Here is a 20,079-nt window from a genome sequence, read left to right as displayed (position 1 = left end):
CATTCTCGACTGATTTTTGCCTGTACTTGCATAAAATTTTTCTGTTCCGGTTGAGAAAATTCCGCGCGCGCGTCAGAAATCCCATTCGTCGCCGGCGTCGTCCGCGGCGGCGGGAACGGGCTCGGGAGCCGCGTCGTCGGCGGCGGGCGAGGGCGTTCCCGTCGCGCCCGCTTCCGCGGGAACGCTCTCGAGCAGCGCCTGCGCCGTGCGTTCGATGCCGAGACGGCAGATTTCGGAGGCGGTGTTGATGTCCTGCGCGGCGAGGAACTTGTGCAGCGCTTCGGCGGGCCTGCCGTCGCGTTCGTCCTGCGCGGCGCGTTCGAGCAGGCGGGAATAGTCCGAGACGAGCGTCGCGAGCTTCGCCTTCGTGCGCACGACGACTTCGTCTTCCGGATCGAGCGCCTCCACGGCGAGGAGCATGTCCCACGCGATGTAGTCGTCGTGGCGCGCGATGAGCGCGTTCACCTGCGTGAGCGCGGTCTCGATCTTCGCGACGTGGTTGACGATTTCCTCGAAGCGGCCGCGGCGCGCGGCGTCCTGCATGAGCGCGGCGGTGAATTCCGCGCGGCGGTTGAAGATTTCGCGCGTCTTTTTCGCGGCGACGAGGCGGTCGAACTCGGGCGCGAGCTGCGAGAGCACGTTCGTGCGCTCGAGCACGTCGTTCATGAATTTCGGGATTTCCGGATTCTGCGGCCAGTATTCGCCGGCGGTCTTCAGATAGCCTTCGATGTCGTTCATCGCCTGGGAGAGCGCTTCGGGCGTGCCCTGCGCTCCCGCCATCATCGCGGTCTGGCGCGCGCGCAGCACCGCCATGTTGCTCGCCTGTTTGGCGGCGTTGAGCTTGCCGCGGATTTCGGAATCCGGGAAGTCCGGCGCGAACGCCTTGATGCGCGTCAGCGTGTCCTCGATCGCGCCGAGGTCCTTGTTTTCGCTCTGCCGCAGGAGCTCGCGCAGCTCGAACCACATCGCGAGGTATTCCGTCTTGCGCTCTTCCGGGTAGTAGGCGACGCGCGGCTCGTTTTCGCCGATGAAGTAGGCGGAAAGCAGCTGCCGGAACGCGTGGTATTTCTGCCCGCTCTTCCAGAGCGCGTCGCTGCCCTTCACGCTTTTCGCCGTCTCGCGCTGGAGTTCCCGCGCGACCTGCTCGAAGGATTCGAGTGAGGGCACGAAGTTCGAAATCGGCAGCAGCTCGTCGAATTCCTTTTCGCCGACCTTCAGATCCTGCTGCGAGCCCTTGAAGAGCACGCGGTAGAAATCCGCCGCCATCAGCGCGTGCACGTAGCGGCGCGCCGTCAGAAACGTTACCATCGTGCTCTGAAATTCCAGCTTCGCCTGCGCGCCGAGCATGTCCGTCGTCTGCCCCTTCGCCTTGATCGCGGCGTTGGTCTCCGCGAGCGCCGCCGTCAGGAAGACCTGTTCCTGCGAGGGCGGGAGCACGAGGGGCTTGGCGTCCTTGCGCTTCGAGGAGTTGAGGGAATCTTCGTCGCGGCGGCGGATTTTGTCGCGGTTGTCGATTTTGCGCTCCAGGTCCTGCTTCTTGGTCTTGAGCGCCGTCTGCCACGCGTAAAGTTCGGAAAGTTCCGCGCGCTGGCGGCACGCCTTGTACACCTGCTTCGCGAGCGCGAGCGACTGATTCGCGTCCACCTCGAATTCCGCGAGCTCCATCAGCAGATCCATCGCCTTGATCATCTCGGCGTTTACGTTCTCGCGCCTGATCTTGTCCTGCTTGAGCATCCGGTGGATCTTCTTGACGATTTTCTCGTAGTCTTCGCGCGGCTGCTCGGGAACGGGCTCGGCGAGGTAGCGCTCGAAGCGTTCCCGGAAGAGCTTGGAATCCTCGATGCTGAAGATTTTTCCCTTCCAGCGCATCATGCCTTCGCCGGGGTTGATCATGTCGGAATCGGCGTCGAAGATCTTGTTCGACTGCTCGGAAACCGTGCTGCTGCGGTAGTCGCCCGCGGTCGTGCCCTGCGGCGCGGAATTGTTGTTGATGACGGCCTGCGCCGCGGCGGTCGCGGGAACGAGCAGGGGGATGAGCAGAAACGGAATCGCGGAAAATCTGCGCATGGCGGGAACGGTTTTCAGAATTTTTTGAGGGCTTCGACGTGAAGCGCGTTGTCCTTCACGCGGACGGTCATCACGAAGCGCTGACCGATTTCGAAGTTCCGGTCGAGACTCGGCGGCACGTAGACCGCGACGCGCCCGCCGCCTTCGAGACGCTTCACCGCGAGCACGCGCCCGCGGTCGCTCTGCGCCAGCTGGCGGTCGATCGCGCAGGAAAGCGAATAGACGTTCCCGCGCAGCGTTTCCGGGCTGCGCTCGAAGGCGTCCGCCGGCAGCGCCGAGAGCTCTTCGCCGCGGCTGTGGCGCACGGCGATGAGCGCCGCCGCGCCCGCGACGACGATCACGGGAATCAGAAAGGCGAAGAAAAGGGGGCTGATTTTTTTGGAGGCCATGAGGACGATTGAAAGGCGAAAACGCCGATGAAAAATTTTCTGCCGTGATTCTAACCGCCTCCGCTCCCTTTGCCGAGAGTAAAGTTTCCGCGAAATCCCGCGGCGCGGGAACGCTTCGGGCGCAAAAAAACGCGCGCGGCCGTCGGGTGGTCGCGCGCGTCTTTTTCTGCGGAGAAGGAATCAGAGTCCTTTTTCGGCGAATTTCGGCGCCAGGTATTCCGCGCAGCTGTCGAGCGAAGCGAGGCGCGGGTAGTCCGCCTCCGGCACCTCGATGCCGTGTTTTTTGCGGAGTTCCATGACGATGTCGAGGAAGTCCATCGAATCGAGGCTGAGCTGGTCGCGGAGCTTGACGTCCGGCTTCACGGCGGAGAGGTCTTCGTCCGGCGCGATGTCGGCGACGATGTCGAGAACGATTTTTTTGATGTCTTCTGCGGTCATTTTTTTATGGGTTGTGTAGGTTTGAAAGGTCTTTCATTCACTCGGAAAATTTCTTCACGATCAGCGTGGAGTTGATGCCGAGCATGCCGAAGGAATTGTTGAGGATGTATTCGACTTTTTCCGCGCGTCTGGGCTCGCCGACGACGAGGCCGTCGATGGCGCAATCGGGATCGAGCTCGTCGATGTTGACGCAGGGGTGGACGAGCCCGTCCTCGAACGCGGGTAGGTTGCCGGCGAGTTCGAGCGTTCCCGCGGCGCCCATGCAGTGCCCGATGAAGCCCTTGGTGTTGTTGACGTAGGTCGTCGGGCAGTCGCGGAAGACGTCGCGCATGGAAATCATTTCCTGGACGTCGCCTTTGCCCGTTCCCGTGGCGTGCGTGCTGATGATGTCGATGTCCTGCGGGGCGATTTTCGCGCGCTTCAGGGCGGCGCGCATGCATTCCGCCTGGCGGACGGGATCGGGCAGCACGGTGTCGCCCGCGTCGGAGTTCATGTGCCAGCCGACGATTTCCGCGAGGATGCGCGCGCCGCGGCGGCGGGCGTCGTCGAGGCGTTCGAGCGTGTAAAGGCAGCCGCCTTCGGAAATGACGATGCCGTTGCGCGCCTTGTCGAAGGGGCGCGAGGCCTTGTTCGAATCGGCGTGGTGGGCGAGGGCGGTCTGATTCTTGAAGCCTGCGAAGATGCCGAAAGTGTGCGGCGATTCGGAGACGCCGCCCGCGATCGCGAGATCGACTTCGCCGAGCTGGAGCATCTGCGCCGCCTGGATCAGCCCCGCGTTGCCCGCCGCGCACGCCGCGCCGATCGTGTAGTGCGGTCCGGTGATGCCCATGTTGATGGTGACTTCGCCCGCGGGATTGTTCGCGACGGTGCGCGGATTGTGGTGGTGCGTCCAGTACTTGGTGTCGTTGTTGAAAAGCGAAATGTTGTAGACTTCGTTTTCGGTCTCGACGTTCCCGTGTTCGGTGATGCCGACGTAGACGCCGACGCGAGACTTGTCCACGTTCGCGAAGTCGATGTTCGCGTCGAAGACCGCTTCGTGCGCGCAGTAGATGGCGATGGAGCCGGCGCGGGTGGAGGTGCGCAGTTCGCGGCGCTTCTGGTGGCGCGTCGCGTCGAAATCGCAGATTCCGGCGGGCTGCTTGCCCATGTAGCGGACGTCTATTTCCCGGATGCGCGCGCGTCCGGCGAGCAGGTTCGCCCGGAATTCCGCGAGCGAGTTCCCGTTTGGCGCGGTGAGACCGACGCCGGTGATGACGATGCGAGGGAGGTTGTCCATGCCGAAAAATGTATGAACAGCCAATAAATCAAAAACCGCTCCGTCTTGTCAATCCGGGAAGGGGAAGCCGTTCGAAACGGGAAAATCCGCCCCGTCCCGCGGTTTTCGGAAAAGAGGCGCCGCGCGCGCGTCAGGGAGCGGTTTTGAGGAGACCCGAGTCCGCGAAGGAGAAGTAGCCTTCGAGGTGGGGCGGGATGTTGCGTCTGCCGATGATCACGTGGTCGATCAGGCGGATGTCCAGCGTCGCGGCGGCCTCGGCGAGCTTTTTCGTGATCCTCACGTCGCTCGAGCTGGGCGTGGAGTCGCCGCTCGGATGATTGTGGACGAGAACGACGCATTCCGCGTTGCAGCGGACCGCCGGGCGGAGAAAGTCGCGCGGATGAAAGAGCGAGCCGTTCGCGGTGCCCGCCGAGACTTCGTCGTAGCGCAGCGGCCGAAGCTTGACGTCGAGAGAGAGAATCCAGCAGGATTCCCGGTCGAGCGGGAGCGCGCGTTTTTCGAAGAATTCGAAGACGTCGCGGGAACCCGAAATCGGCGCGGAGAACTCGCGCCTGTCTTCGAAGCGGCGCGCGAGCTCGAAGGCGGCGGCGAGGCTGCAGGCCCGTTTCCAGCCGAGCCCCGCGTCGACGAAATCGGAAACCGCCCAGCGGGAAAGCCGGTAGAGCGAACCGTCCGTGCGGTCGAGCAGGGCGCGCGCCGCTTCGAGCGGAGGGGTTTTGGAGTCGCCGACCTCGAGCAGGACCGCGAGCACTTCCGCGTCCCCGAGACAACGCGCCCCGCGACGGTCGAGCCGTTCGCGGGGGCGCATCGGAGAGGGTTGTCCGTTTTCCGCGGACATCGTCCCTTATTTGTCGGAGAATTTGCCGAGAACCGTTCCCGCGGGAACGACCGCGTCCTTCTTGACGATGAGCACGCCGTCGCGGACGCAGAGCTGTTCGGTTTCCCAGCCGTCTTCGACGCCTTCGGGCGTGAGCTTGCAGTTCGCGCCGATGCGGGCGTTCTTGTCGATGATGGCGTTGCGGATGATGCAGTTCGGCCCGATGCCGACGATGGGCGTTCCCGCCGCGCGGCAGGCGGCGATTTCCTCCAGCGTCTCGTAATAGTCCGCGCCCATGTGGACGACGTTTTCGAGCGTGGAGCCTTCGTCGACGACGGCGCGGACGCCGATGACGCAGCGGTTCAGCTTCGCGTGCGTGACGATGGCACCTTCGCCCATGATGACGCGTTCGAGCGTGCAGCCGTTCAGCTTGGCGGCGGGCAGGAGACGGTCGTGCGTGTAGATCGGCGCGACTTCATCGAAGAAATCGAACGGCGGAACCGGATCCGTGAGCGAAAGATTCGTTTCCCAGAAGGCGCGGACGGTACCGATGTCTTCCCAATAGCTGTCGAAGACGTGCGCGACGAGCTTCTTCTTGCCGAGCAGGCCGGGGATGACTTCCTTGCCGAAGTCCTTCATGTCGTTGTTGAGGGCTTCGCGGAGGAATTTGCCGGAGAAGACGTAGATGCCCATCGAGGCGAGGCAGTATTCCGCGTTCGACTTGTCGGAGAGGGCGTCGCGCAGAGGCCCGTGAATGACGAGCGAGTCGATGACCTTCGGGTCTTTCGGCTTTTCGACGAATTCCGTGATTTCGGAGTCTTCCTTGACGCGCATGACGCCGAGCGCGGAGACTTCCGCCTTCGGCATCGCCTTGGCGGCGATGGTGACGTCCGCGTGGCTCTGGATGTGCTGGAGGATCATCGGACGGAAGTCCATGCGGAAAAGCTGGTCGCCCGAGAGAATGAGGACGTAGTCGTCGTCCTTCAGATTGAAGTGCTGGAGGTTGTGGCGCACCGCGTCCGCCGTGCCCTGGTACCAGGCTTCGCTCTCCATGTTCTGTTCCGCGGCGAGAATGTCCACGTAGCCCTTGCCGAAAGCGTCGAACTTGTACGTGCGCTGGATGTGGCTGTGCAGCGAGGCAGTGTTGAACTGCGTGAGCACGCAGATCGTGTTGTAGCCGGAGTTGAGGCAGTTGCTGATCGGGATGTCGATGAGACGATATTTGCCCGCGAGCGGGACCGCCGGTTTGCAGCGGGCTGCCGTTAAAGGATAGAGACGGGTGCCGCGGCCGCCGCCCATGATGACGCATACTACTTTTGAGGTTGCCATGATTTGTTTTGGAGTAATGGAATTTGGTTGAAATGGAGCACGGACCGAAGTCCGAACGCCGCTTCAGCATAGAGATTCCGGGGCTTCGCGCAAGAAAAATTTCGAGAAAGCGCGTTTTTTATCGCCCTCGCGGCTTTTGGTGCTTGAAGTGCGGGGGCGGGAACGCTATCCTCGCGGACTTTATTCATCCCAAGAAAACTTATGTCCAAATCAACCTCGATCTATAACAAATACCTGCTGTTCATCGCAGGTCTCGGCGGTCTCCTGTACGGGATCGACGTCGGCGTCATCGCCGGCGCGCTTCCTTATCTGCAGGCGACGACGAACTACACGCCCGGCCAGCTCTCCACGGTGGTCGCGGCGGTGCTGCTCGGCTCGGTGCTCTCCTCGCTGTTCGCGGGAGCGCTTTCCGACCTGTTCGGGCGCAAGAAAATCATGATTCTGGCGGGCGTCTGCTTCGTGCTCTCCGTTCCCGTCATCTGCGTGCCGGAAGGCTTCTATTGGCTGGTCGCGGGCCGCATTCTGCAGGGCGCGGCGGCGGGCCTCATCGGCGTCGTCGTTCCGCTCTATCTCGCGGAATGCCTCACGGCGGACAAGCGCGGCTTCGGCACGGGCATGTTCCAGTTCATGCTGACGGTCGGCCTCGTGTTTGCGGCGGCGGTCGGTCTTTACTTTGCAAGCCAGGTCGAAGCGGTCTCTTCCGCGGAATACGCCTCGGTCGCCGAGCGCGGCGCGGCGATTCTCGCCGAAAAGAACTTCGCGTGGCGCGCGATCTTCTGGGCCTGCGCGGTTCCGGGCGTGATCTTCTCGTTCGGCGCGCTGTTCATCTCCGAATCCGCCCGCTGGCTTTACAAGAAAAACCGCATCGCCGACGCCCTGAAGGCGCTCGCGCGTTCCCGCGGCGAAGCCGAAGCGCGGAAGGAGCTCGACGAAATGGGTTCCGCTTCCGCCGAGGAAGCCGCCGCCGACAAGAAGGCGGACGCCCCGAAGGATTCCCTTCTCCAGAAGAAATACATCGTGCCGTTCGTGCTCGCGGTCATCATTCTCGCGTGCAACCAGGCGACGGGCATCAATTCCGTGCTCGCCTACATCGTCGACGTGCTGAAGCAGGCCGGTCTCGACGGATCCGTCGCGAACCAGGGCGACCTCGTCGTCAAGATTCTCAACATGGTGATGACGATCGTCGCGATGGTGCTCGTGGACCGCAAGGGCCGCAAGTTCCTGCTCACCGTCGGCACCACCGGCATCATCGTCGGTCTGATCGGCGTCGCCGCGCTCTTCCTCAACGCGGAAAGCAAGATGCAGAACTTCACGGACACGCTCAATCCTGCGGCGCGAGGTTTTGAGCGCACGGAAGTCATCGTCAACGAAAAGACCGGCCTCGAGGAGGTCGACGAGAACGGCGCGAAGAAGACGCATGTGGTCAAGTACGCGTATTATTCGCAGATGACGAAGGAACAGGCGCAGGCGCTGATGAAGACGGAAACGTTCGTTCCCGCGCAGGTGAAGTTCGTGTACACGGTCAACGGCGACATGAACGTCAAGACGCTCGTCGTCCGCGAGGACACCCCGGCGGACGAGCTCGAAATCAAGGTGCCGTACGAAGAAGGGCAAACCTTCGAGGTCAAGTCCTTTGAAGTCGGTCCGCTTCCGAGCGAGGCGAACGGCTGGTTCGCGACGCTGTTCTTCGCGATCTTCATCGCGGCGTACGCGGTCGGGCCGGGCGTGTGCGTCTGGCTCGCGCTCTCCGAACTCATGCCGAACCGCATCCGCGCGATGGGCATGTCGATCGCGCTGCTGATCAACCAGGGCGTCTCGACGGTCATCGCGGGAACGTTCCTGCCGGTCGTGGGCAACTTCGGGTATTCGACGATCTTCTTCTTCTGCGCGGGCTGCACGGTGATCTACTGGATCACGGCCGTGTTCTTCCTGCCGGAAACGAAGGGCCGCACGCTCGAAGAAATCGAAGCGCACTTCGAAGGCAAAAAGAAGCTCTGAGATTCCGGAGCATCCGCAAAAAAAGCGTTCCCGCGCGGGAACGCTTTTTTTTTGCGCGCGCGGAAGGCGCGGAGCAGGGCGGCGGGCTTTATTCGACGACGACTTTCTTGTCGAGCATTGCGGGGAGATAAATCTTCCCGTCTTCGACGATGAAGTCCGCGGGACCGTTCACGGGAACGCTCACGGCGTCCTTCACCTCGTGCGTGCGCAGATTCATCTTTTTGACCGCGCCGGGTCTGCCGTTCGCCGCCCAGTCGGAAAAATACAGCCAGTCGCTCTCGCGCCCGAACAGATCTTCCTCCTCTTCGACCGCGATTCCGTCGTAAAGCCCGGGCACGTCGCGGACGACGGAGACGGGCACGGGTGTTCCCGCGGCTCCGCCGAGCGGCAGCGCCTTGATCTTCCCGGCGGGAGCGCCGTCGGCGCCCGTCGCGTATTCGGCGACGTAGAGCACGCCGTCTTCGATCGCGAGACCGTTGGGCGCGTCGAGCGGTTCCGTCGTCTTCAGTTCGGAATAGGCGCCGCCGCGCAGGTCGATGCGGAAGATCTTGCCGATGTCCGTCGCCGAGACGTAAAGGAAGCCGTCCTTTTCCGCGAGGTCGTTCAGGAACTTCGTGTTTTCCTTGGAAAAATCGAAGGTGCGCACGACGATTCCCGCGCGGACGCTGATGCCGACGACGCGGTCGACGTCCGCGACGTAGAGCACGCCGTCTTCGACGAGCGCGCCTTTCGGGGCGTCGAGCCGGACGTTCGGGAACGCGTTCGGCGAGAGGATTTTCCCGCGCGCGTTCATCGTCGCGATGAAGCCGTCGCCGTCCTTCGCCGTGGGCGTCATCGTCTTTCCGATGCAGGCGACGTAAAAGACGTCGTCGTCTTCGGCGACGCTTTCGGGGTGCCCGTCGAAGAGCACGGAATTCGCGGCGCAGGCGGGAAGAAACGCCGCGGCGGCGAAGATGAAGGGGAAGAGCGCGAATTTCTTTTTCATGATTTTTTGTTGTGATTCAGTCTCAAAGAGCGTCGTCCGCGCCGGAATTCGTCTTGTTTTTCAAAAAACGCGGGAACGCGTCAGCTGCGGCGGAGGATGCTCAGCGCGGAAATCGTGCTGGCATCGAGCTCGCGCATGCTGTCGAGGACGGCGTCGGCGCCGGCGCGTTCGAGCAGCTCCCGCGGGTTGACGGTGGCGACGGCGACGGTCGTCATGCCGGCGGCGCGCGCGGCCTCGACGCCGGAAATCGTGCTCAGCACGGCGATGCAGTCCCGCGGCGCGCGGTCCACGGCTTTCGCCGCGAGCTGAAAGGCTTCCGAAGAGCCGACGCTCGTCTGCACGTTCCCGTGGGCGATGACGGCGGAAAACGCTCCCGTCAGCCCGAGGATTTCCAGGACGAAATCGACTTCTTCGCGGAAGACGGGGCAGGCGACGGCGCAGGGAATTTCGCGTTCCTTGAGCGCGTTGAGCAGCGTGCGGATTCCCGGGAGCGGCTCCGGCGTCTCTTCCGCGAAAATCTGCCTCATCAGCGCCTCCTTGCGTTCCGCGAGCTCTTCCGCCCGGCGGGGATTCGAGGTCCAGTTCAGCACGGACATGATGACGGCGCAGTTGTCGCGCCCGAAAGTCTTGCGCAGGTAGCCCGACGGCAGCACGAAGCCGTGCTCTTCCGCGAGCGCTTCCCAGCTGCGTTTGTGGTAGTCCGCGGAGTTCAGGACGACGCCGTCCCAAGCAAAAATGACGCCTGTCTTCATGGGGTAAATGGGGTAGGGGTTTGACCGAAGAAGTAATGTGCCTTCAGTCTTGCGCAATCGCCGCCGAAAGTCGAACAGAAACTTCGCGCGGAAGCCCGCGCGGCGAAGGCCGGGCGCCCGAGAACTCGGCGGGAAGCCTCGCTACGCGCCTTCCTTGTCGAGGTGGCGGAGGCGGAGCTGGCCGCAGGCGGCGTCGATGTCGTGGCCTTTTTCGCGGCGCAGCGTCGCGGGAACGCGGCGTTCCTGGAGCGTTTTCAGAAACTGCATCTGGCGGTTGCCCGAGGGACGTTTCCAGGGCAGCCCCTCGACGGTGTTGTAGGGAATCAGGTTCACGTGCGCGTGGAGCTCGCGCGCGATTTCGGCGAGCCGGCGCGCCTGCTCGTTCGAGTCGTTCACGTCCTCGATCAGAATGAACTCGAGCGTGATCATGCGGCCGTGCTTTTCGGAAAATTCCTTCGCCGCGGGAACGAGCTGCGCGAGCGGCCATTTGCGGTTCACGGGCATGATGCGGGAACGCACTTCGTCCGTCGCGCCGTGCAGGCTGATCGCGAGGCGGAACTGCATCGGGTCGTCCGCGAGCTCGCGGATCTTCGGCACGACGCCGCTCGTGGAGATCGTGATTCTGCGCGCGCCGACGCCGAGCCCCCACGGCGCGTTCGCGACGCGCAGCGCGCGCATCACTGCGTCGAGATTCAGCAGCGGCTCGCCCATGCCCATGACGACGATGTTGTCGAAATCCGTGAAGCCCGTTTCGCGCGTGCCCTTGTCGCCGCCCTCCCAGCACACGAACATGAGCTGCGCGACGATTTCGCCCGCGTCCAGATTGCGCTTCCAGCCCGCGAGCCCGCTCGCGCAGAACCTGCAACCCTGCGCGCAGCCCACCTGCGTGGAGATGCACACCGTCTTGCGGGAACGCTCCTCGCCGGCGACTTCCTGCGGCGCGCGCAGAATCACGCATTCGACGAGCGCGCCGTCGCGCATGCGGAGCAGAAACTTCTCCGTGACGTCGTCCGACTGCTCGCTTTTCGCGACGAGCTCGGCGGGCATGAAGTCGTAGGTCTCCGCGAGCCACGCGCGCGTTCCCGCGGGAACGTTCGTCATCGCGTCGAACGAGCGCACGCGCTTCTTGTAGATCCATTCGAGAATCTGCGTCGCGCGGAACGGCTTTTCGCCGCGCGCCTCGAGCGCCGCCGCGAGCGTTTCCCTGGTTTCCGAAAAAATGAGCGGTCGAAAATTCTGCATGGCGCGGCAGTCTAAGCGTTCCCGTCCGAAACGCAAACGTTCCCGCGCGCTTTGTTCTTTAATCTTCGGGCGCCAGGCGTTAAGCTGTTTCCCACTTATGGCAAATATCCCTCCCTTCAAATATCAGCACCCGTTCCCGCTCGGCGAAGACAAGACCGAGTATTATCTGCTCACGAAGGATTACGTCTCCGTGAGCGAGTTCGAAGGCGTTCCCGTCCTCAAGATCGCCAAGGAAGGCCTCACCGCGATGGCGAACGCGGCGTTCCGCGACGTCTCGTTCATGCTGCGCCGCTCGCACAACGAGCAGGTCGCGAAGATTCTCCGCGACCCCGACGCGAGCGAGAACGACAAATACGTCGCGCTCACGTTCCTGCGCAACGCGGAAGTCGCCTGCAAGGGCAAGCTCCCGCTCTGCCAGGACACGGGAACGGCGATCATTCACGGCGAAAAGGGCCAGCAGGTCTGGACCGGCTTTTGCGACGAGGAAGCGCTCTCGCTCGGCGTCTACAAGACCTACACCGAGGAAAATCTGCGCTACTCGCAGAACGCGCCGCTCACGATGTACGACGAAGTGAACACGAAGTGTAACCTGCCCGCGCAGATCGACCTCGAGGCGACGGAGGGCATGGAATACAAGTTCCTCTGCGTCACGAAGGGCGGCGGAAGCGCGAACAAGACTTATCTTTATCAGGAGACGAAGGCGCTGCTGAACCCGAAGACGCTCGTGCCCTTCCTCGTCGAAAAGATGAAGACGCTCGGCACGGCCGCGTGCCCGCCCTACCACGTCGCGTTCTGCATCGGCGGCACCTCGGCGGAAAAGAATCTGCTCACGGTGAAGCTCGCCTCGACGCACTACTACGACGAGCTCCCGACCAGCGGGAACGAGTTCGGCCGCGCGTTCCGCGACGTCGAGCTGGAAAAGCAGGTGCTCGCCGAAGCGCACCGCATCGGGCTCGGCGCGCAGTTCGGCGGAAAATATCTCGCGCACGACGTGCGCATCGTCCGCCTTCCGCGTCACGGCGCGAGCTGCCCCGTCGGCATGGGCGTCTCCTGCTCCGCCGACCGCAACATCAAGTGCAAGATCAACAAGGACGGCATCTGGATCGAAAAGCTCGACGACAATCCCGGCTCGCTCATTCCCGAGGAGCTCCGCCGCGCGGGAGAAGGCGACGCGGTCCGCATCGACCTCAACCGCCCGATGCCGGAAATCCTCAAGGAACTTTCCAAGTATCCCGTCGCGACGCGCCTCTCGCTCAACGGCACTATCATCGTCGGGCGCGACATCGCTCACGCGAAGCTGAAGGAACGCCTCGACCGCGGCGAAGAGCTCCCGCAATACGTCAAGGACCACCCGATCTACTACGCGGGTCCGGCGAAGACGCCGGAAGGCATGGCGTGCGGATCGATGGGACCGACGACCGCGGGGCGCATGGACTCCTACGTCGACCTTTTCCAGGCGCACGGCGGCTCGCTCATCATGCTCGCGAAGGGCAACCGCAGCCAGCAGGTGACGGACGCGTGCAAGGCGCACGGCGGCTTCTACCTCGGCTCGATCGGCGGTCCCGCGGCGATTCTCGCGCAGAACAACATCAAGTCCATCGAATGCGTCGAGTATCCCGAACTGGGCATGGAGGCGATCTGGAAGATCGAAGTCGAAAACTTCCCGGCGTTCATTCTCGTGGACGACAAGGGCAACGACTTCTTCAAGCAGATCAAGCCCGTCTGCCCGAAGGCGTAAAAGCGGGTCGAGAGCTTTAAAAACTCGGGGAGCCGGGAAGTGATCGCTTCTCGGCTCCTCAAGTTTTTTTTGACTTCGGAGCTTTTCGGCGTTCTCTTGTCGGCATGGCGAGTTGGCGTAAGATCGCGGCGTTCGCTGCCGCGTTTCTGACGGGAGCGGGCGTTTTCTGCGCGCTCGCGCGCTGCGACGCGCTCAGAGACGGCGGCGGCTTCGGGGCGCTTCCCGCCGCCGGGCTTCCCGCGCGCGAAACCGTCGAGCCCGTTCCCGAAAAGCGCGCGGGAACGCTCCGCGTCGCCTCGATCAATTCGTTCAACTATCTCAGCACGAACCGCCGCACCGACGACGGCGTCTACAAGCGCCATTGGGCGAAGCCGCGGAGCGAGCGCGAGGCGCTGCGCCGGCTCATTCTCGCGGTGAATCCCGACGTGTTCGCCGTGCAGGAGATCGGCGGCGCCAAGCAGCTCGACCAACTCGCGCTGGATCTCGAAGGCGCGGGCGTCGGCGCCGCGTTCCCGCACCGCGTCGTGCTGAGCGGCCGCGACACGCATCGCCGCGTCGCGCTGCTCTCGCGTCTGCCGTTCCGCGAAATTTTCCGCTTTCCGGAAAAGGACGCCATGTCGCGCGGGCTGCTCGGCGCGGAGGTCGCCGCGCCGGGGACGGCTCCGGTCCGCGTCTTCACGCTGCACCTGAAGAGCAAGATCACGCGCGACGAGAGCGATCCCGAATGCGCGGCGGAACGGCTCGCGGAGGCACGCCGCGCGCGCGCCGTGCTGCTCCGCATCGGCGGGAACGCGTGCGTGCTGCTCGGAGACTTCAACGACGAGCCCGAGAGCGCTCCCGTGCGCGTCTTCTCGGAAGGCGGATTTCTGCGGCGGCTCGATTCCCGCGATTCCGCGGGCGCGCGCTGGACGTATTCAAATTCCAGATACGGATACCGTTCGGTCTTCGATCACGTCTTTCTTTCGCCGGCGCTGAGTGGGGAAGGGCGCGTCGCGGACGAGGCGCTTTCGCGCGTCCGCTCGCCGATCGGCGGCGTTGTTTCCGCGAGCGATCACCGCATGATCTTCTGCGACGTCGCGTTCGCGGACGCGGAAACGCCGCCGTCCCCGTGAAGTCAGGACGTGAAAAAGGCGTTCCCGCGCGGTGCGGGAACGCCCTTTTTTCGTCGCGAAAGCGCGCTCAGGCTTCCGGTTCGGAAGCGGGCGGCTCGGATTTTTCTTCGGGCGCGGGCGCCGCTTCTTCCGTCGCCGGCGTTTCCGCGGAGACACCTTCCGCCGCTTCCGCGGAAAGCGAGCCGATGACCTTGATGAGCGGTTCCGGCGCTTCGGGAACGGCGCCGCCGATGTCGTCGCCGGGGCATTCCACGCTGGGAATTTCCGGACGTTCGAGAGGCTGTTCCGCCTTTTCCGCCGCTTTCGCCTGCGCTTCCGTCATGACCGGATGCGCGTAGAGCTTGCCGTCGGACATTTCGGCGACGTAACCCTCGGTGACGAGCCAGCGGACGGTGCCGACCAGCTCCTTCGCGAGCGCTTCCTCGTCGGCGGACGGCGCGGGCGCGGCGTTTTCAGTCGGCGCGGGCGTCTCGGTTTCGGCGGGCGCGGCTTCGGGCTTCGCTTCCGTTTCGGCGCCGATGCCGAGCATCTTCTTCGGCAGCTCGGAAATCGCGGTGCCGGGATTCTTTTCGAGGAAATCGAAGACGCGCTGAATCGTGTCCGAGAAGACGGAGCTCGGCGTGCGGAATTTGCGCTTCACGCCGCAGACGAGGGTGATGCCCTTGGGACCTTTTTTGTAAAGGAAGAATCCGAGATGGCGCAGGCGCCCGCGGAAGCCGTTGGCGGTGTTGAGCGGGAACTTGCGTTGGAATTCGATTTCCCGCTCGATGTTCGCCTTCAGCGGGCCGAGCGGCATTTTTTCGACGAGCGTGCCGGAGATGCGGACCTGCTTCGTCTCGCGCACCGCCTCGTTCTTGCGCGAGGCGACGACGAACGCCTTGGCGGCGCCGGCGTCGTCGAAGGATTCGGGCTCGCCGTCCTTGCGGCTTTTGAGAACGAAGCGCGTGCGCTTCTTCATCTTTTCGGACCACGCGGCGATGGCTTCGGGATCCTTGACGGTCTCGACTCGCGACATGAATTTCTCGAACGGCATCTTCGGGAAGTTCGCCGCGTGCCAGTCGCGGAGAATCTGCTGATAGGCGTGGTAGTTCGGCGGCGCGAGCAGCTCGCTCGTGAAGCCGCATTTGGCGATCATCGTGAAGTTGCCCTTGGGCGCCTCGATTTCGACTTCCTCGACGTCGAAGAATTTGTCGAGGTGATTCTTGAAGACGTGCGCGAACGCGTCCTGCTCGTTGCGGAACGGCATGCCGTCGGGAACGCTGACGTAGAAGGGCGGGAGCGGTTTGTCGCTCGGAATCGGCTTGCCGGCCTTATCCTTTTTCTGAAGCGGCGTGACGACGACCGCGAAGCGCTCCGGCTTTTCGAGGATGATTTTCGCGATTTCGAAGAGCACGTAGGTACGCGCGGAATTCTTGATTGCCTTCGCGAGCACGGTGAAGGGCTTGTCTTCCGGGTAGATCATCACGTCGGCGACGCGCATCGGCGGCGGGTTGCCGTCGCGGGAAGGCGGGCGGCGACGGTCGTTTCCGCGGCGCGGCGGCTTGCCTCCTTCGCGGGAACGCGGCGCGTCGGAGTCCGCGAAACGGGGCGCGCGCGGCGCTTCGCTCTCGGAGCGGCTTTCTTCGCGGCGCGGCGGACGCGGTCCGCGGCGATCGCGGGTTTCACGGCGTTCCCGCGGCGCGTCGGCGCGGTCGAAGTCGCGGCGCGGTCTGCCGCGGAATTCCGGGCGGCTCGAGCGTTCCACGGAGATTTTTTTCGCGTCGTCGGCGGCCCAGTCCGGATTGAAATCAAGCGAGGAAAGCGAGCTCAGGTCGATTTCCGCGTTTTCGGAATCGGGCGTTTCGTTCGTGTCGTTCATAGGAAAAACGTCTGGATTTTAAGATTTGGTCGGATTGCTTTTCATTAGAAACTTCCGCGCGGGAACGCGCAATTAGAAAAGTGAGGCGCGCGCGCCGCGGAAGGGCGGGCGCGAAAAAGCCCGCAATCCCTTTGTTTATGCGGGATTGCGGGCGATTTGGGAAGGAAAGTGGTGGAGATGAGGGGAGTCGAACCCCTGTCTTTCGGCCTTTCGGAGGCGACGTCTACACGCTTAGCCGTACGTTTGGAATTCGGCCTTCCTTGGGGCGGCGGCGCCCGGGAGAGCCTATCCGCGTTCCCGTTTTTCGCTTCGCGGGAATGCGGACAAGTCCGAAGTTTTACCTGCTTTTTTGACGGCTCGCGCGCTTAGGCAGGCGTGGGCGCGCGTAACCGTGCCGCAACTTCAGGCGGCAAGCGCGAACGCATTGCTGCGTTCGAACGCGATGGTGTTGTTTTTGCCATTTGACGTGGCGATGCATGATTTAGGAGGCCGAGCATCATCCTCCGCGTGCAGCCGCAACCTATTTGCCGAAATCGAATCCGGAACATCCCCAAAAAAACGGAGCAGGGAACAGGTCGCGCCGGAACCCTGACAAAGAACGAAAGATTCGCGGAATTCTGCCCGCGGCGCGTTCTCGTGTCAAGCGCGCGCAACTCCATGCTTCACTTTCGCGCGGGAAGGTGTTTAATTTTCGGCAATGAAAGTCAGCCTTTTTATCCCCTGTTTCGTCGATCAATATTTTCCGGACGCCGGGATGGCGTGCGTGAAGATCCTGAAAAAACTCGGCCACGAAGTCCTTTTTCCGGAGCGGCAGACCTGCTGCGGACAGCCGCCGTTCAACACCGGCTTCTGGAAGGAGGCGCGGGAAGCGGCGAAGCGCGCGCTGGACGTCTTCGAAAGCGCCGAGGTCGTCGTCGGACCGTCGGGCTCGTGCATCGCGATGATGAAGGACGGCTACGGCGATCTCTTCAAGGGCACCGCCGACGAGGCGCGCGCGCGGGCGCTCGCTGCGAAGACGTTCGAGTTCACGCAGTTTCTGGTGAACGTGCTCGGCGTCACGGATCTGGGCGCGTCGTTCCCGCACAAGGTGACGTTTCACGACGGTTGCCACGGCCTGCGCATGCTCGGCGCGAAGCGCGAGCCGCGCGCGCTGCTGGAGAAAGTCCGCGGGCTCGAGCTCGTCGAGATGGGCGAGGCGGAATCGTGCTGCGGCTTCGGTGGGACCTTTTCCGTGAAATTCCCGAAAATCTCCACGGCGATGGTCGAGAAGAAGGCGGCGTCGATCGTCGAGACCGGCGCGGAGTACGTGACTTCGCTGGACGCCTCCTGCCTGATGAACATCGGCGGCTACGCCTCGCGCAACCGTCTGCCCTTCAAGACGATTCACGTCGCCGAAATCCTCGCGAACTTCTGAATAAGAGGTTAAAGGTTAGCAGGTTAGGAGGTTACAGACAGGCATGAAGACGACGCTGTTTTCTTTCGAGCGCCTGCAGGTTTGGCAAAAGGCGAGGATGTTCACGAAAGACGTTTACGAGCTGACGAAAAAATTTCCGCAGAGCGAGCTGTTCGCGCTTACGCAGCAGCTTCGTCGCGCCGTCGTTTCCGTGCCTTCGAATCTCGCGGAAGGCAGTTCACGGCGTTCCGTCGTCGAACATGTCCGTTTCGTGGAAATCGCCTACGGTTCTCTGCTCGAAGTCTATTGCCAGCTTCAGCTCGCGTGTGATTTCGGTTATCTTGCGGAAACCGAGCTCGCAGCGCTGAAGCCGCGGATTCGCGAAATCGCCGCCGCGATGACGGGGTTGCGTAAGTCGCTTTTAGTTTCTTCGAGAAACTCCGCCGCCGAGCGTTTTGATCCTTAACCTCTTAACCTTTTAACCTGTAATCTCTTCCTTAAAATCCTAAAAATCCCTGTTAAACAATTTCCCATGTCCACACCTCAGACCATTTTCAAGCACGCCAGCGGCGAAGCCGCGCGGAACGGCGCACGGCGCGACTTCATCTACAAGGCGCTCGGCGGCTACTACGCCGCGCGCGACCGCAACAAGGGCGCCTTCCGCGACTGGCAGAAGGCGCGCACCTGCGCCGCGCAGACCAAGTACGAAGCGCTGAACAATCTTGCCGAAAATCTCGAAATCTTCGCGAAGAAGATCGAGGCGCGCGGCGGCAAAGTCTTCTTCGCGGGAACGCCGAGCGAGGCACGCAACTACATTCTGAAGGTTGCGCGCGACAACGGCGTCAAAAAAATCATCAAGTCCAAGTGCATGACCTCGGAGGAAATCCACCTCAACGAGGCGCTGATCGAGGCGGGAACGGAAGTCGTCGAAAGCGACCTCGGCGAGTTCATTCAGCAGCTGCGCAAGGAGCCGCCGTTCCACTTCGTTTTCCCGTGCATGCACGTGAAGCGCGACGAGATCAACCGGCTTTTTCAGGAAAACATTCATTCCCGCGACACGAACAACCCGGAAGAGCTGACGATGATCGCGCGCGAATACCTGCGCCGCAAATATCTCGAGGCGGACATGGGCATCACGGGCGCGAACTTCATCGTCGCGCGCGACGGCATGATTTCCGTCACCGAAAACGAAGGCAATTCCCGCCTTTCCGCGGCGATGCCGAAGATTCATCTCGTGCTCGTCGGCATCGAAAAAGTCGTGCCGCGGCTCGAAGACCTCGCGCTCTTTCTGCCGATGCTCGCGACCGCGGGCGCGGGTCAGCCGCTCACCGGCTACAACACGCAGTACGCGGGACCGCGCACGGCGGAGAATCCCGACGGCCCGGAGCAGTTCCACGTCGTTCTGCTGGACAACAACCGTACGGCGCTGCTCGCCGACGCCGAACACCGCGACGCGCTCCACTGCATGCGCTGCGGCGCGTGCCTGAACGTCTGCCCCGTCTTCAAGAACATCGGCGGGCTCAGCTACGGCACGACGTATCAGGGACCGATCGGCTCTCTCATCACGCCGCACCTGCGCGGCACGAAAAACTGGCAGCACCTGTCGTATTCCTCGTCGCTGTGCGGCGCGTGCACGCAGGCGTGCCCGGTCAAGATTGACATTCACGAGCACCTGCTCGAAAACCGCCGCAACGCGACGCGCCTTTCGCCGAGCCCGCTCTGGCGGCTCATCTTCTTCGGCTTCAATTTCGTGTTTTCGCGGCCGAAGCTCTACGCGCTCGCGGGAAAGCTCGCGCGCGCGTCGGGCCCGCTCGCGAAGCTCGCCGGAAAAATCCCGGGCACGCTGCTCTACGGCTGGACGGGCACGCGCGACCTTCCGCCGCCGCCGAAACGCTCCTTCCGCGAACGCTTCAAAGAAGAGAGCAAGAACTGACGATTCCTGTCAAAAAAATTTAAAGTCCCATGAACGACAGCAAAGAAAAAATCCTTTCCCGCATCCGCGAGGCGCTTCGCGCTCCCGCGCCCACGCCCGCGCAGATTTATTCGCGCCACGACCCGAAACCCGCGCCCGAATATACGCGCGACTTCCGCGACGCCATGCCGCCCGCGGGAACGACGCCCGCTGAGCGCGAAGAGATTTTCGCGAAGAACCTCGACGCGCTCAAAGGCAATCTCGTCGTCTGCGCGAGCCTCGAAGACGCGCGCGCGAAGCTCGACGCCCTCCGCGCCGAACGCGGCTGGAAAAAAATCGCCGCGCACCGCGCGCCGCTCTGCGGGGCGGTCGTTCCCGCGGAATCCGTGACGATCTTCACCGACGACGGCTACGACAAAAACGCGCTCGAGACCATGGATGCCGGCGTCTCCGAGTGTGAATGCCTCGTCGCGCAGACGGGCAGCGTGATGTTCTCCACGCGCGCGAGCGGCGGCCGCGCTCTTTCGATTCTGCCGCCGGTGCACGTCGTGCTCGCGAAGAAGTCGCAGCTCGTCGGCGACCTCACGGACGCCTACGCGCTCGTCCGCGAAAAATACGGCGACGATCTTCCGGACTGCCTCGGCTTCATCACGGGGCCCTCGCGCACGGGCGACATCGAGCGCATTCTCGTCCTCGGCGCCCACGGCCCGAAGGAGCTCTTCGTCTTCCTCATCGACGCGTAAGAGCGGGGAAGCCGTCGCGGGAACGCGCGG

17 protein-coding genes and 1 other RNA gene are annotated in these 20,079 nt (G+C 63.0%); 7 read left to right on the top strand and 11 right to left on the bottom strand.

The window, feature by feature from the left end; translation table 11 throughout:
• Window positions 1–72: 72 nt before the first annotated feature.
• From ACQREB_RS00215 to ACQREB_RS00190, 6 genes are all read right to left on the bottom strand, one after another.
• A complete protein-coding gene (locus ACQREB_RS00215) occupies window positions 73–2,067 on the bottom strand; it encodes a hypothetical protein (RefSeq protein WP_427763852.1) in 1,995 nt (664 codons plus the stop codon).
• Window positions 2,068–2,081: 14 nt separating this feature from the next.
• The gene (locus ACQREB_RS00210) at window positions 2,082–2,456 is read right to left on the bottom strand and encodes a hypothetical protein (protein WP_427763850.1); all 375 of its coding nucleotides are present in this window, start codon (window positions 2,454–2,456) and stop codon (window positions 2,082–2,084) included.
• Between the two features lie 180 nt (window positions 2,457–2,636).
• Complete coding sequence (locus tag ACQREB_RS00205) at window positions 2,637–2,894, bottom strand: acyl carrier protein (protein ID WP_427763848.1); 258 nt, start codon at window positions 2,892–2,894, stop codon at window positions 2,637–2,639.
• A 37-nt stretch (window positions 2,895–2,931) separates the two neighbouring features.
• Window positions 2,932–4,170 (bottom strand): beta-ketoacyl-[acyl-carrier-protein] synthase family protein, encoded by a 1,239-nt coding sequence (locus tag ACQREB_RS00200; protein ID WP_427763846.1) that lies wholly within the window; start codon window positions 4,168–4,170, stop codon window positions 2,932–2,934.
• A gap of 130 nt (window positions 4,171–4,300) precedes the next feature.
• Window positions 4,301–4,978 (bottom strand): JAB domain-containing protein, encoded by a 678-nt coding sequence (locus ACQREB_RS00195; protein WP_427763844.1) that lies wholly within the window; start codon window positions 4,976–4,978, stop codon window positions 4,301–4,303.
• A gap of 36 nt (window positions 4,979–5,014) precedes the next feature.
• Window positions 5,015–6,316 carry a glucose-1-phosphate adenylyltransferase gene (locus tag ACQREB_RS00190; protein ID WP_427763841.1) on the bottom strand — a complete coding sequence of 434 codons (1,302 nt, stop codon included), beginning with the start codon at window positions 6,314–6,316 and terminating at the stop codon, window positions 5,015–5,017.
• A gap of 201 nt (window positions 6,317–6,517) precedes the next feature.
• Between ACQREB_RS00190 and ACQREB_RS00185 the strand changes: the two genes are divergently transcribed.
• Window positions 6,518–8,314, top strand: a complete 1,797-nt coding sequence (locus ACQREB_RS00185; protein ID WP_427763839.1) for an MFS transporter — start codon at window positions 6,518–6,520, stop codon at window positions 8,312–8,314.
• Window positions 8,315–8,402: 88 nt separating this feature from the next.
• Here ACQREB_RS00185 and ACQREB_RS00180 read toward each other — a convergent pair whose 3' ends face one another.
• The 3 genes from ACQREB_RS00180 to rlmN form a co-directional block, all read right to left on the bottom strand.
• Window positions 8,403–9,299 (bottom strand): hypothetical protein, encoded by an 897-nt coding sequence (locus ACQREB_RS00180; protein WP_427763837.1) that lies wholly within the window; start codon window positions 9,297–9,299, stop codon window positions 8,403–8,405.
• A gap of 80 nt (window positions 9,300–9,379) precedes the next feature.
• A complete protein-coding gene (locus ACQREB_RS00175) occupies window positions 9,380–10,051 on the bottom strand; it encodes an HAD family hydrolase (RefSeq protein WP_427763835.1) in 672 nt (223 codons plus the stop codon).
• A 141-nt stretch (window positions 10,052–10,192) separates the two neighbouring features.
• Entirely contained in the window at window positions 10,193–11,293 is a 1,101-nt protein-coding gene (gene rlmN / locus ACQREB_RS00170) for a 23S rRNA (adenine(2503)-C(2))-methyltransferase RlmN (RefSeq protein ID WP_427763833.1), read from the bottom strand.
• 97 nt (window positions 11,294–11,390) lie between these two features.
• Here rlmN and ACQREB_RS00165 point away from each other — a divergent pair, with 97 nt between their 5' ends.
• Complete coding sequence (locus ACQREB_RS00165) at window positions 11,391–13,031, top strand: fumarate hydratase (RefSeq protein ID WP_427763831.1); 1,641 nt, start codon at window positions 11,391–11,393, stop codon at window positions 13,029–13,031.
• 104 nt (window positions 13,032–13,135) lie between these two features.
• Window positions 13,136–14,143, top strand: a complete 1,008-nt coding sequence (locus ACQREB_RS00160) for an endonuclease/exonuclease/phosphatase family protein (RefSeq protein WP_427763828.1) — start codon at window positions 13,136–13,138, stop codon at window positions 14,141–14,143.
• A gap of 67 nt (window positions 14,144–14,210) precedes the next feature.
• Here ACQREB_RS00160 and ACQREB_RS00155 read toward each other — a convergent pair whose 3' ends face one another.
• Both ACQREB_RS00155 and ssrA read right to left on the bottom strand, forming a co-directional pair.
• Window positions 14,211–16,001 carry a hypothetical protein gene (locus ACQREB_RS00155; protein WP_427763826.1) on the bottom strand — a complete coding sequence of 597 codons (1,791 nt, stop codon included), beginning with the start codon at window positions 15,999–16,001 and terminating at the stop codon, window positions 14,211–14,213.
• Window positions 16,002–16,170: 169 nt separating this feature from the next.
• Window positions 16,171–16,553, bottom strand: a transfer-messenger RNA (tmRNA) gene (gene ssrA, locus ACQREB_RS00150).
• 145 nt (window positions 16,554–16,698) lie between these two features.
• Here ssrA and ACQREB_RS00145 point away from each other — a divergent pair.
• From ACQREB_RS00145 to ACQREB_RS00130, 4 genes are all read left to right on the top strand, one after another.
• Window positions 16,699–17,415, top strand: a complete 717-nt coding sequence (locus ACQREB_RS00145; protein WP_427763824.1) for a (Fe-S)-binding protein — start codon at window positions 16,699–16,701, stop codon at window positions 17,413–17,415.
• Between the two features lie 43 nt (window positions 17,416–17,458).
• Window positions 17,459–17,860 (top strand): four helix bundle protein, encoded by a 402-nt coding sequence (locus tag ACQREB_RS00140; RefSeq protein WP_427763821.1) that lies wholly within the window; start codon window positions 17,459–17,461, stop codon window positions 17,858–17,860.
• Between the two features lie 66 nt (window positions 17,861–17,926).
• Window positions 17,927–19,327 carry a lactate utilization protein B gene (locus ACQREB_RS00135; RefSeq protein WP_427763818.1) on the top strand — a complete coding sequence of 467 codons (1,401 nt, stop codon included), beginning with the start codon at window positions 17,927–17,929 and terminating at the stop codon, window positions 19,325–19,327.
• A gap of 29 nt (window positions 19,328–19,356) precedes the next feature.
• Window positions 19,357–20,049, top strand: coding sequence for a LutC/YkgG family protein (locus ACQREB_RS00130; protein WP_427763816.1), 693 nt, complete (start codon window positions 19,357–19,359; stop codon window positions 20,047–20,049).
• The last annotated feature ends 30 nt before the right edge of the window (window positions 20,050–20,079 follow it).

Source organism: Candidatus Spyradosoma sp. SGI.093 (assembly GCF_050314555.1).
Lineage (GTDB): Bacteria > Verrucomicrobiota > Verrucomicrobiia > Opitutales > UBA953 > Spyradosoma.
The sequence above is the reverse complement of the archived record's forward strand: the minus strand, read 5'-3'. Positions and strand labels throughout refer to the sequence as shown.